The organism is Mucilaginibacter sp. OK283 (assembly GCF_900110415.1).
In the GTDB taxonomy this organism is placed as follows: Bacteria; Bacteroidota; Bacteroidia; order Sphingobacteriales; family Sphingobacteriaceae; genus Mucilaginibacter.
The window spans coordinates 101,963-114,751 of the sequence record NZ_FODR01000008.1 but is presented as its reverse complement, the minus strand read 5'-3'; the positions used below and the strand labels follow the sequence as shown (position 1 = coordinate 114,751).

Sequence of the window (12,789 nt, the reverse complement as noted above, 5' to 3'; positions counted from 1 at the left end):
AGCTTAAATTCCAGCAAAAAATCACATAAAAACCCCCTTTTTTATAGCGTAGTATAGCATATAAAAGCCTATATTAGCTGTCAATCAATGCAAAAAACAGCAGGATTATCCTCTTTGTCCGGCTTGTTTTTTAACCTATTTTATAATTTATGAGATCCTTTCTAATTTGTATTGCGGGCGGGCTATTTTTACTCTCCTCCTGCAAAAAGCCCGAGTACCAAAAAACAATGCACGATCCTGAACTGTACCGTGTTACCGTAAAGAAATTAAACGATATTGTGCTGGAGAACAACTTTCCGCCGGTTACTGCTTCACGTAATTATGTGTATGCCAATATCGCAGCCTACCAGGTTATCGCGGCCGGCGATCCGGCGCATTTCAGGTCGCTGTCCGGCCAAATCAAACATTTGCCGCCAACACCAAAGCCCTCAAAAGATACCACGGTTGATTACCAGTTTGCATCGCTGCTGGCATTTTGCTTTGTGGGCAATGCGGTAACGTTTCCGGAAGGCAGTATGGACCAGTATGTAGACGGGCTTAAACAAAAAGCAAAAGATGCCGGCATGCCCGATGATTTGTTTGAAGGATCGGTAAATTATGCCAATAAAGTGGCCAAATCTATCATGAAGTGGAGCAAAGGCGATAATTATTTAAAAACCCGGTCGGCAAGTAAATTTACGGTGAAACAGCAGGATGGCCGCTGGATCCCGACGCCGCCTATGTATGCCCAGGCACTGGAAGCACACTGGGGCGAGATAAGGCCAATGGTTTTGGATTCTGCGTCGCAATTAATCCCGCCAGATCCTCCGGCTTTTGACGTTAAAAACAAAAACGGAAGGTTTTACCTGCAGGCGCTTGAAGTGAAAAACATTGTCGACAGCCTTACCACCGAACAAAAGCACCAGGCCGATTTTTGGGACGACAACGCATTTAAGCTGAACGTAGTGGGCCATGCCTCATTTGCCACCAAAAAGTTTTCGCCGGGAGGCCACTGGATGAATATTACCGGAACAGTTACCCGCGCCAAAAAGCTTGATTTTAACACCACAGTGAGTGTTTACACCGAAACTGCCATTGCTTTATTTGATGGTTTTATCAATTGCTGGTATTTAAAATACCGCTCAAACTACGTACGCCCCGAAACTATTATCACCAAATACATTAATGCTGATTGGCGGCCGTATATCCAAACCCCACCTTTTCCCGAATACAGCAGCGGGCACGCGGTAATATCATCGGCCGCTGCTGAGGTACTCACCAGCAAGTTTGGCGATAATTTTGCCTATACCGATTCGTCGGAGATGGAATTTGGGATAGCGCCGTTATCGTTCAAGTCATTCAGGGAAGCCGCGAAGTCGGCAGCCATGTCGCGGGTGTTGGGCGGCATCCACTTTAAAAACGCCTGTGTTGTGGGCAATAAACAAGGTGCCGAAATTGGGCAGCTGGTGGTAAAAAAATTGCAATTGAAAAAATAATATATACGATATTGATAATGAACAAGCTATCAAAATGGCTGGTATTGCTGGCTTTTGTTGTTCCGATGACCGGAAATGCCCAGGGTGCCGACCCATGGACGGTTAAAGCAGATAAAATAGACCCGGCAAATTATTACGGTATCACCGTTGCCAACGGGATGATAGGTATTGTATCGGCACCTGAGCCTTTTAAAGTGAAAAATGTGGTACTGGCAGGAGCATATGACCTGTACGGCAGGGGCAGGGTAAGCAATTTTTTAAACAGTTTTAACCTGCTGAACATGTACCTGGAGATTGATGGCCGCCGCATTGATGCCAAAAACATCAGCAATTTTAAGCAGGAATTGGATATGCAGCATGCCGCCTTTACCACCACGTTTGATTATGGTGATAAAGCTACCATCAGATATACCTACTACTCGCTGCGACAATTGCCGTTTACCGTATTGATGGATGTATCTGTTATAGCCAAAAAGGCCATCAATATTACATCGGCCAGCGTAATGGAAGCGCCGGATGCTTTAAAGGAAGTTCAAAATTATTATAATGAAATTGACAGGCCGCATGTAACCATCAGCCTGTTAACATCTACAGCGAAAAGTCCTACAGGGAAAATGCAGTTGTGCGCGTCCACTTCGTTTTTATTTAACGAGCCGCATGGCCAGGAACCGCGTATTATTCACGAAATGTGGGATAATAACATGCACCTGATGAAATTCAGCAAAGCCGTTGCTGCCGGCGAAACCTATAAATATGCGGTTACAGGCTCGTCTATAACTTCGGCACACCATGCTGATCCGTTAAACGAGGCCGAACGCCTTACCATTTTTGCCAAACTGGAAGGCCGCGACCGCCTGATCAAATTCCACAACAAAGCCTGGGACGACCTGTGGGCCAGTGATATCCAAATTGAAGGCGATGCGCAGGCGCAGCAGGATGTACATAGCATGCTGTATCATTTGTATTCGTTTTCGCGGGCGGGTACTGCTTATTCGCCGTCGCCAATGGGGCTTTCGGGTTTGGGTTATAACGGACACATTTTTTGGGACTGCGATATCTGGATGTATCCCGCTATGCTGGTGCTACACCCCGAAATAGCCAGATCTATGGTTGAATATCGTTTTGAACGCCTGGATGCCGCCCGTAAAAATGCATTTTCGCATGGGTATAAAGGGGCTATGTTCCCTTGGGAAAGTGCCGATAGCGGGGTAGAAGAAACCCCCGTTTGGGCCTTGAGCGGTCCGTTTGAGCACCACATTACTGCCGATGTTGCCCTGGCAGCATGGAATTACTATTGCGTAACCCAGGACAAACAATGGCTGCGCGAAAAAGGCTGGCCCATACTATCGGCCACTGCCGATTTTTGGGCAAGCCGGGTTGAGCGTAACGGCCCCGGGCACTACGATATCAAAAACGTGGTAGCTGCCGATGAGTGGGCCGAAAATATTGATAACAATGCTTTTACCAATGCCGCCGCCATAGCCAACCTGCAAAACGCCGCTGCTGCTGCCAAAATATTAGGCGAAAAAGCGGATGCCGACTGGCAGCTGGTAGCGCAAAATATCCTCATCCTGAAAATGGATAACGGCGTAACCCGCGAACATGCCACCTATAACGGCGAAGGTATTAAACAGGCAGATGTTAACCTGCTGGCCTATCCGTTGAAAACGATAACCGATGCCGGCCAGATTAAAAAAGACCTGGAATACTACGAAACCCGTGTACCCAACGAAGGAACCCCGGCCATGACCCAGGCTGTTTTTGCCCTGCTATATGCCCGCCTGGGTAACGGCAATAAAGCATATCACTTTTTCAAGGACGCTTACGAGCCAAACCTCAACCCGCCATTCCGCGTAATTGCCGAAACCAAGGGTGGTACCAATCCCTATTTTGCAACAGGCGCTGGCGGTATTATCCAGAGCTTACTCATGGGCTTTGGAGGTTTGGATATAACCCCCACAGGTATTACACAGGTTAAAAGCAAGCTGCCACCCAACTGGAAATCGCTAAAGATAACCGGTGTTGGAGTTAACAAAACGACTTATACGATAAAATAAAGTTTCTTCATTTGAACAAACCCAGACTTACGAAGTTTAAAAAACTTCGTAAGTCTTTCGCCGCTTTGCAATTATTCTCATAATCAACTTCTCTCTCGCGGGGTTAGCATAGCGTAACCCGTGAGTAAATTTGGAGTAAGCTTCCAGCTTACGTTTACCAAATTGTAAATACACTTAATTTGAACGCGGTGCAGCTAAAAGCTGCAGCCAGATTGTGTCACGAGTTGAAACCTCGCGACAGACGAATAATACATACAATTATCAATTCTGATTTTCCGGCAAATCTTTACTTTCATGTTCGGTATCAATATGGTACCGGTTAATCAGGTGCAGCAGTACGCCGTTGGTCCAGCCGAAGCCGTCCTGTAGCGGGTACTCGCCGCCGCCTGCGGTAAGTTTGGTATCAACCACGTTGTATTTTTCAAGCAGTTTGCCGGTTTGTTTAAAAACCCTGATGTTTAACCGCAGCCAGCGCGTGGCAATTTCTTTGGCCAGCGCGTTGTAATGGTAGTTCTCCAAGCCGTCAATAGCTATGTACTGTAAGGGAGCCCAACCATTTGGTGCATCCCATTGCTGGCCCGAAAAGTTGAGCGTAGTAACCAATCCGCCGGCTTTCAGGAAGTTGTTTTTTAATCCTTCGGCAACCAGGCGGGCCTGCTCAACGGTAGCTATTTTAAATTCCAAGGGGAACTCGGCTGCCAGGGTGGGCACAGTTGATAGCTGGTTTAGCTGCCAGTTGTAATCATCGAACCAGCCTGTTTTTTGGTTCCAGCAGTATTTTAAAATAGCGGCTTTACGGCGGGCGGCGCGTTTGCTGTACAGCTTAGCCAGCTTTCCATTTTGAATTTGATTAAGACTGCGGGCTATGGTAAGTTCAAGGTTATACAGCAAACAATTCAAGTCGACAGGTACCAGGCTGGTGGTTTGTATGGTTGGCAGCTTGCCCGATGCATCAAACCAGCGTGTACTGAAATCCCAGCCCGAGGCTGCGGCTGCCCTGATGTTATGGTAAAATTGTGGCAACGGTTGTTGGGTTTCTTTGCCGGCGGTTACGTCCTGCACAAATGATTCCTCGCGTGGCTGATCGCTCTCATCCCAGTAGCGGTTCAAAAGTTCGCCGCCTGCCATTTTCACAACCCTGTGCGATGCCTGGTTAGCAGCCAAACCTTCCCAGCCCTGCATCCAGTACTGATATTCTTTAATCAACTGCGGTCTGAAATGAATCAATACTTTCTCCCCTTCGTTTTTTGCCAGCAGGTTTACCATCATGGCAAAAAATGGCGGTTGCGACCGGGTAAGGTAATAAGCCCGGTTTCCATTGGGTATAAAACCATATTTATCAATCAGGTAAGCAAAATTCTCAACCATATTGTGGATCAGCTTTACCTGGTGACTTTCCTGCAGGCCCAGCATGGTGAAGTACGAATCCCAGTAGTAAATTTCCCTGAACCGGCCACCCGGTACTATATAGGGGTTTGGCAAAGCCAGTGATGACGAAAATGGTTTGGCCTCATCGGGCCGGCGCTGTAAAACATGCCATAAAGTGTCAATATGTTTGCGGATACCCGCTTCAATATCTGTTTGAAACGAGTTGTGTGATACCGGCATATCAAAATGTGCCAGTACAAATGTTTTAATATCAAAGCCGGGTTTATCCTTTTCGTCCTGGTAGGCTTTCATGATCATGGCCGGATCCTGTTTGGGTACAGCATCTACAAAAGTTTTATTATCCGGAAAAATCTGGCCAAGCTGAACAGCCTCAAACAAGCCCGGAAACTGTTGCCGCGGTGTTAGCGTTTGTGCTTTAACGCCAAGGGTAAAAAATAAAAACGTGAGTAAAAAAAGTCTTCTCATTTAACGTATTGATGTGCCTTTTTAAGGATAAGGCAATTGGTTTATAATAATGTATAAATTTAATGTTTTTAAGTATAAATGTGTATTGTTAACACTATTAATTTGCTGTGTTTTTTAAACATATTTTGTAGCATGCATAAATTGTTATAACTTGAACATTATTACCAGGAACGCCAATTTAACCTGCTGCTGTTTAGTTATTTGCTCATCATGAAAATTTTTAACACGCTTATCATAAGTGCTGCCTTTTTGCTATTGGGCGGTAATTACAGCTGTGCCCAAAACAGCCAGTCCCGTAAAGATAGCCTTGATCGTAAATGGTGGAAAGAGGCTGTGGTTTACCAGCTTTATCCGCGCAGTTTTAATGATGTGGATGGCGACGGCATTGGCGATTTAAAGGGAATAATTGCCAGGCTTGATTATATTAAAAGTTTAGGTGTCGACGCCGTTTGGCTTAACCCGATATATGGGTCGCCAAATGACGATAACGGTTACGATGTGAGCGACTACCGCGATATTATGAAAGATTTTGGCACCATGGCCGATTTTGATGCCATGCTTAAGGGCATGCACGCCCGCGGAATAAAACTGGTGATGGACCTGGTAGTAAACCATAGCAGCGATGAACACGAATGGTTTAAAAAAAGCCGCAGCTCGCGCAACAGCCCTTACCGCGAATATTACCATTGGTGGAATGCCGAAAAAGGCAAGCCGCCTTACCGTTACAGCCTTTTTGATGTAAACCACGATGCGTGGCGGTATGATTCGCTTACCAATGCCTATTACCTGCATTATTTTTCGCGCAAGCAGCCGGATCTTAACTGGGAAAACCCCAAACTAAGGCAGGAAGTATACAATATCATGAAGTTTTGGGGCGACAAAGGCATCGATGGTTTCAGGCTGGATGCTTTCCAGTTTGCGGCAAAAGATACCACCTTCCCGGCTTTCCCGAATGGGTTCGAAAAAAACTTTACCCAGTATTACGGCATGCAGGGCAACCTGCATGGTTACCTGCAGGAGATGAACCGGCAGGTTTTAAGCAAATACAATGTAATGAGCGTAGCCGAAGGGGCCGGCAATACTTTTGAAGATGCACACAATTTGGTTGATGCCGACAGGAATGAGTTGAATATGGCTTATGCGTTTGAAGCAGTAGACATAGCCAAACCCGATGGTTATAGCGTGTTGCATTTAAAGCAGATATTTACCAAATGGGATAGCGCGTTTGCTGCAAAAGGATGGCTCTCCATTTTCCTGGCCAATCATGACCAGGCAAGGCTGGTTACCCGGTTTGGCAACGATAGCCCGGAGTTTAGGGCGGTATCGTCAAAAATGCTGACCACGTTTTTAATGACCATGCGCGGTACCCCTTATTACTATAATGGCGACGAACTGGGAATGACCAATGCCGGATTTAGTAAAGCAGAAGACTATCGTGACGTGCAAACCCTGAACGAATACCAGCGCCAGAAAAATCTTGGCACCGATATGCAAAAGTATTTACAACGTATGAGTTTTGAAAGCAGGGACAATAGCCGCACACCCTTTCAATGGAACAACCGCAAAAATGCCGGCTTTTCGACCGGAAAACCATGGATTGCGGTAAATCCTAATTACACCACCATTAATGTGGCTGCCGAGGAAAAGGATCCCAATAGTGCCCTTAACTATTTCAGGAAGGTTGTAAAACTGCGTAAAGACAACCTGGTGCTTGTATATGGCAAATACACCCTGCTTGATGGCCAAAACCCCGATACTTACAGCTATACCAGGGAACTGGATGGTAAAAAATTGCTGGTATTATTAAATTTTACAAGCAAGGCGGCCACAACCAACACCGGGGTAGATTTTAGCAAAGCCAGTGTTTTATTGGGTAATTATCCCCAATCTTCAACAAACGGAACGCTTAAACCTTATGAAGCAGTAGTTTACGAACTGAAATAAAGTATTTGAAATCAGTTATTTGATTGCCCATGGCTGCGATTATGGCGGCCATGGATTTTATGTGATTATACCTAATGGCAGGGTCTCCGTTGCAGCCCTTTAGAGATCTATAAACTCCACAAAAATTTATTGGATAATCACCGTCGCCTTTGCCGGTGTCATGATTATAGGTCCAGGTATTGGAAAACAGGTGGATGTAATTAATTGGGGATAGCCATATTTTTTTAAGCATATGTCCTATTCCGCACATCTCAATCGCTATTAGGGCATAAGTAAAACATCAATAAATAACACCATGAAACAACGACTCAATGTTTTTGAAAAAGGCCAGGGCGCTATGAAAGCTTTGTATGGTTTGGGCATCTACCTGGCTAAGTCGCCGGTTGAGCAAAGGCTTTTAAATTTAATTTATTTCCGGGTATCACAGGTTAACGGTTGCGCCTATTGCCTGGATATGCACTCGAAAGATTTACGTGCCAACGGCGAAACCGAACAACGCCTGTATATGTTAAATGCCTGGCGGGAAGCTCCATTTTATACCGATAGGGAACGCGCTGCATTTGCATGGGCCGAAGCTTTGACAAAAATTGCAGGTGGTCCCGTACCCGACGAAATTTACGTGGCAGCCCGCGAACAGTTTACTGAAGAAGAATTGGTTGATTTAACTTTGGCTGTTATCACCATTAACAGCTACAACCGCGTTAACCTTGCATTCCCTAATGTGGCTGCTGTTGGTACGTACAAAGTTGGCGCGCACGCCGTTCAATAAATTTGCAAAGCATAAGGTAACAAATTGAACACCTTAATTAAATAAGCCCGGTTATTATCTTTTGAAGATACCCGGGCTTATAAATACAATTCAAATCGGCGGTCATCCGGTTTTTGGTTTACGCCTTAAAAACCTGGGCACTAATTTTTTAGCCCTTGCCGAATTCCGAAATTTCAGGACGATAACCGACCAAGCGGCAATCAATAATGCAGCAATCATAGCGTTGTTGTTAAAGTGTTAGTGAATGAGATAATGAGATACGGAAGCTTTTAGCGTATTAATTTGAAAATCAATACATTATTGCCTTGTTTTTTTGCTTCTGTAATAACGGGATAGCATCAAATGGTTACAACCAGGCGTTGCCCGTCCGGTACATCTAAATTCCAAAGTTCGGCAATGTCTTCCAGGGTAACGGTGATAGTATCCACTTTGAGTTTTCCTTCGGCTGCAAGGGCAAACATTTCGGGTAGTATACCGGTAAAAAGCTGGCCAACCTCCTGCTTTGACCATGCGCCAAGCCCCGACCCGGTGAGCTGAAGATCGACGCTCCTTAAATTGGCGGCGGAGAGCTGTATGATATCGCCCGCCATGCTGCCAACCGATACATACCGTACCTTGTTTGTAAATGAACCATCGCCCTTTAAACAAGCAAGTATCATTTCGGCGGTATGGCCCCACAGGTAATCTATAATAACGTCAATGGGGGTTTGTGCGTGAATAGCTTTAATACGGGCCTTAAATTGTTCATCATCCTGCAAAACAGAAACCGCCTCATCGCCACCCATCATGAGCGAGTCATCAAGCGATTTTTGATTTCTGCCGGTTACAATCACTCTTTTTGCACCATAATGTTTGGCAATTTGAACGGCTACCCGGCCTGTAAAACCGGTAGCGCCATTTACCAGCACCACATCGCCCGGCTTAATACCGGCCTTAAACCGTAAACCCATTGCCGCGCCTATTACGGCGTTAGGCAAGGCTGCCGCTGCAGCATCATTAAGTCCATCGGGTATTTTTACTATCTGGTCTTTGTTAATGGTCGCTTTTTCGGCCAGCATACCACTCACACCCATGCCATAAACCCGGGTTCCATCTTCCAACAGGCAAACGCCATCTCCCCCAATCACCCGGCCGCTTGCCGCAGGGGCATCGCTTGAGTAGTGTTTGCCGGCGGCACGCCCTTTATCAAAGTGTTTAATGGCTACGGCTTTTACAGTTACCAATAGCTCATCGCTATTTTGAATTGCCGGCTGGGGAAAATCAACATATTGAGGTAATTCCCCTTTTTGATACATTACTGCTGCTTTCATCTTTTTATTTTTTGTTAAGACAAAATTAGCTGCAACGTTAGCAGCGCAACGATAACATATGTTATCAAGTTCAGAAATGTAATTTACCTTTTGCAAGCTTGCTTTTAATGCGGCTTAAGTGTACTTTACTGATACCCAGGTACGAGGCGATATAATGTTGCGGTATCCGCTGCACAATATGCGGCCTTTCGTCCAACAGTTTTTGATAACGCTCTTCGGGTGTATCCCTGATAAAAGAAACAAACTCGTTGATGTAATGGGTTTGCCTGCCGGCAGACAGCTGTAATATCATTTGTGCAAAACCGGGTTCCCGGCTTAGCTCATCCATCAATTGAGTAACGTATTGTTTGGGGAGTAAATAGACTACTGACGGCTCTATCGTTTCAACCGTGAATGCGCTTGGCGTGTTATTGATAAAGCTTTCGAGCGAAGCGAGGCCTTCATCCTCAAAAAAGAATTGTACAGTTTTATCATCCCCATTATTGTAAAAAAACGTACGCACACAGCCTTTCTCAATAAAAATATAGTGCTGTGATACTTTTCCTTCTTCCAGCAAAATTGTTTTAGCAGGTACCTCCAGCCGTTTTTGATATTCCAGGTACTTATCCCAAAAAGGATTTAATTGGGGGAATTTATTTCTGAAATGGAAAATCATAACCTGTATAATTAATATGCTAAGATAAGCTCCCTGTATATAAAATACGGATATTTATAAAACGAGGTGTAAATTCGGCATTAGTAATCAAAAGGCTTAAAGGGCAATTTGCGGCAGATAGCCCGCGCTAAACGCATTGACCGTTGATCGGGGTGTGAGTACAGTTACCTGTCCCGCCTTTATTGGTAAGCCTGGTTTTTCATAGCCGGCAGGCGTCCAATGATAAAGCTGGCTATCGGCTACCAGGTAGGGTTCGCCATCAACCTGTATAAAAGTACCGTTGGGCAGGCCCTGTACATCGGCATCGAACGTTACTTTGCTGCCGTTTTTATCAATCCTTTCCTGGTGTGTAATCTCGTCAATTTTTCCGATGGCGGTTTTATTATCAAACCCAAACCCGGGATTTCCCTTAAGCCACGCTGTTTTAAATTTGTTGGCATTATCGCGGCGGCATTCAAAACAAGGGCGATGGCCAGCTGCAAAAGCGGTGGCCTCATCCAAAAAGAACAGTTCTGTCCACAAGCCCGGCGACATCACCTCGCGATGCCTGCCTTTAAACTGTAGCAGGCAGGTAATCCAGGCTTTAAGCTTAAAAGGGCGCAGTATGGTTTTGGTATTACCATGCAACTGACCACGGTTACCTATCCAGGCGCCCCGTGAACTTGTTTTGATAATATCGCCATGAGGGTTTACCCGGTTTTGCAGCATGTTAAATAATTAAAGTTTACCAAAAAGAGCCTTTTTTTGCTTTCTGCCTTAGGCCTTCGGCTTTCAGCTCCTTCTCTAATCGCACTCAATGTTATGGCCTACCCGCAAAATGTGCCCATCGGGATCTTTTACCAGCATCTCGCGCATAAACCAGGGTTTATCTTCCGGGGGCGATAAAATTATAGCGCCTTTTTCTTTAATAGCTGTATAATATTCGTCCACATTTTCAACATTAAGGCAAAGCCATGTTCCGGCATGGCCCTGGTCGTCTTTGCAAAAAAAGATGGTGGTGTCGCCCGTTAGTGCACCGCCAAAGGTTGGCGGGTCGTCCCATGTCCATTGTTCTTCAAAACCCAGTACCTGTGTATAGTAGGCCAGGCTGCGCGTAACATCATCAGAATAAAGTATGGGGATAACCGATTCTATTTTCATGAGGAAAGGATATGTAGAGAAGCTAAATATGGAAATTAATCTACGTTTTAAACCAATCATTAATGGTTAAATCAAGATATGCATATTAGTTATAGCAAACAAAATAAATGGGAAAAGGCCGTCATTTTTCAAGATATGTGACCTTTATTTATTGTATATATCCTCTAAGAATTTATTAAATGAAGTTAAAATTAATTGTTTTAGCGGGTTATCTTTTACAATCATCAATGATCCATACACATAAGTGTTTTCATATGGAATAACATTGTCGTGCTTTTCAACAGATAAATCTAAATCGCTGCACCACTGGTTAAAAACAATTTTTCTATGTCTTGAATATCCGTCGTCGCCGAAACAAAAATATATAAGTACTCTGTGGTCGTTTTTATTAAAAAAATCATTAACGATAGACATAATAGTGGCTCTTATTAATCTATCATACTTGAACGAGAAAGGGGTAGATGAATGATCTCCGTCCCTGCTAAACCCTAAATTATAAACTATATGAATATTACCATCTGAATCGGGCAAAGTAGATTCAGAAAAGTAAATTAAGTAATGATGGTTTTGTTCAGAAATGAAACTATAAGAACCGTCTTCAGTTACATCAAAGCTATACAGGAGAGACAATTTTAATTCCCTTTAGCGTAGATAAACTTTCTCCATTTTTAATTGCCTTAACAATCCTTTTTTTATCCTCAATCATTTGGATGATTGGATTGGAGTTTTTTTGGGGTTCAGAAACAGTGTTTTTATTTACTTGTTCCATGATGCGTATTTTTTTGATATACTTTAAATTAAATACAAATTTAAACAAAAAAAAAGAAATATTTGTTCGGCGTATGCAATTTATCCTCGAAATAGAGTTGATATTACATACATCATAAACTCATTTATTGTTCCTTCTTCCAGTCCGAATATTTAGTTTCCTCCGGTACATTTGTCGGGCTTTCAAAATCCAGGTTATAGCTGTCGGGATCCTTTATGGTAACAACCCACATGTTGTTTCCAACAAAAGGCTCGTTGGGTTTAAGACCTTGTTCCACAAACTCCTGATACAATGCCAGCGCATCCTGGCACTGAAAGCAAACAGATACCCCCAAACCTCGCCCGGGCATGTCCTTATGCAGGGTTTGCAGCATAAGGGCACCACCACCGCGCTGAAGCCAGCACCATTCTATTTTATCTTTTGGTACCCATTGATTAACCAGCGTAAAGCCCAATCCTTCCACATAAAAGTGTAATGATCGCTCCATTTCGGTGATCATAAAAAAAGGTACCGCTTGAGTAATGTTTGGGGCTTTGGTTGTTTGATTGGCCATAGCGTGGGATGGTTAATGGTGCTGGATAACACAAAGTTAAGGTGTGGGATTGGTTTTAGCAATGATAGTTTTGGGGGAGAGTAACGTATATCGTATGGCGGCTACGACTCACCCATGACGAGTTAAAAAACGGAAGTCATCCCGAACTTGTTTCGGGATCCCACAGGACAGGTGACCCGCATGAAGTTAACTTAGCATGTGGGGTGCCGAAACAAGTTCGGCATGACATCGGGGGGACGTTGTCATTACTCCTTCAGAATCTG

At 44.4% G+C, this 12,789-nt stretch carries 11 protein-coding genes and 1 pseudogene; 4 read left to right on the top strand and 8 right to left on the bottom strand.

The window, feature by feature from the left end:
• Positions 1–227 precede the first annotated feature (227 nt).
• Entirely contained in the window at positions 228–1,475 is a 1,248-nt protein-coding gene (locus BMX56_RS18545) for a vanadium-dependent haloperoxidase (protein WP_218152452.1), read from the top strand.
• Between the two features lie 17 nt (positions 1,476–1,492).
• Complete coding sequence (locus BMX56_RS18540; protein ID WP_090651170.1) at positions 1,493–3,532, top strand: glycoside hydrolase family 65 protein; 2,040 nt, start codon at positions 1,493–1,495, stop codon at positions 3,530–3,532.
• A 261-nt stretch (positions 3,533–3,793) separates the two neighbouring features.
• On the opposite strand, the gene treA is transcribed toward BMX56_RS18540, so the two are convergent.
• The gene (treA, locus tag BMX56_RS18535) at positions 3,794–5,386 is read right to left on the bottom strand and encodes an alpha,alpha-trehalase TreA (RefSeq protein WP_090651169.1); all 1,593 of its coding nucleotides are present in this window, start codon (positions 5,384–5,386) and stop codon (positions 3,794–3,796) included.
• A gap of 210 nt (positions 5,387–5,596) precedes the next feature.
• Here treA and BMX56_RS18530 point away from each other — a divergent pair, with 210 nt between their 5' ends.
• Both BMX56_RS18530 and BMX56_RS18520 read left to right on the top strand, forming a co-directional pair.
• Positions 5,597–7,330, top strand: a complete 1,734-nt coding sequence (locus BMX56_RS18530; RefSeq protein ID WP_090651168.1) for a glycoside hydrolase family 13 protein — start codon at positions 5,597–5,599, stop codon at positions 7,328–7,330.
• A gap of 295 nt (positions 7,331–7,625) precedes the next feature.
• Positions 7,626–8,099, top strand: a complete 474-nt coding sequence (locus tag BMX56_RS18520) for a carboxymuconolactone decarboxylase family protein (protein WP_090651166.1) — start codon at positions 7,626–7,628, stop codon at positions 8,097–8,099.
• A gap of 512 nt (positions 8,100–8,611) precedes the next feature.
• Here the strand turns inward: BMX56_RS18520 and BMX56_RS30700 are convergent.
• The 7 genes and pseudogenes from BMX56_RS30700 to BMX56_RS18485 all read right to left on the bottom strand — a co-directional run.
• Positions 8,612–9,049: pseudogene (locus BMX56_RS30700) on the bottom strand (zinc-binding dehydrogenase); the annotation flags it as partial.
• A 430-nt stretch (positions 9,050–9,479) separates the two neighbouring features.
• Positions 9,480–10,064, bottom strand: a complete 585-nt coding sequence (locus tag BMX56_RS18505) for a Crp/Fnr family transcriptional regulator (RefSeq protein WP_090651163.1) — start codon at positions 10,062–10,064, stop codon at positions 9,480–9,482.
• Between the two features lie 96 nt (positions 10,065–10,160).
• Positions 10,161–10,772, bottom strand: coding sequence for a hypothetical protein (locus BMX56_RS18500; RefSeq protein ID WP_090651162.1), 612 nt, complete (start codon positions 10,770–10,772; stop codon positions 10,161–10,163).
• Between the two features lie 75 nt (positions 10,773–10,847).
• The gene (locus BMX56_RS18495) at positions 10,848–11,204 is read right to left on the bottom strand and encodes a VOC family protein (protein WP_177183859.1); all 357 of its coding nucleotides are present in this window, start codon (positions 11,202–11,204) and stop codon (positions 10,848–10,850) included.
• Between the two features lie 144 nt (positions 11,205–11,348).
• Entirely contained in the window at positions 11,349–11,735 is a 387-nt protein-coding gene (locus tag BMX56_RS30695) for a DUF6169 family protein (RefSeq protein WP_369829646.1), read from the bottom strand.
• Between the two features lie 82 nt (positions 11,736–11,817).
• The gene (locus BMX56_RS30230) at positions 11,818–11,973 is read right to left on the bottom strand and encodes a hypothetical protein (protein ID WP_177183858.1); all 156 of its coding nucleotides are present in this window, start codon (positions 11,971–11,973) and stop codon (positions 11,818–11,820) included.
• 124 nt (positions 11,974–12,097) lie between these two features.
• Entirely contained in the window at positions 12,098–12,526 is a 429-nt protein-coding gene (locus tag BMX56_RS18485; RefSeq protein WP_090651159.1) for a VOC family protein, read from the bottom strand.
• Positions 12,527–12,789: the final 263 nt, after the last annotated feature.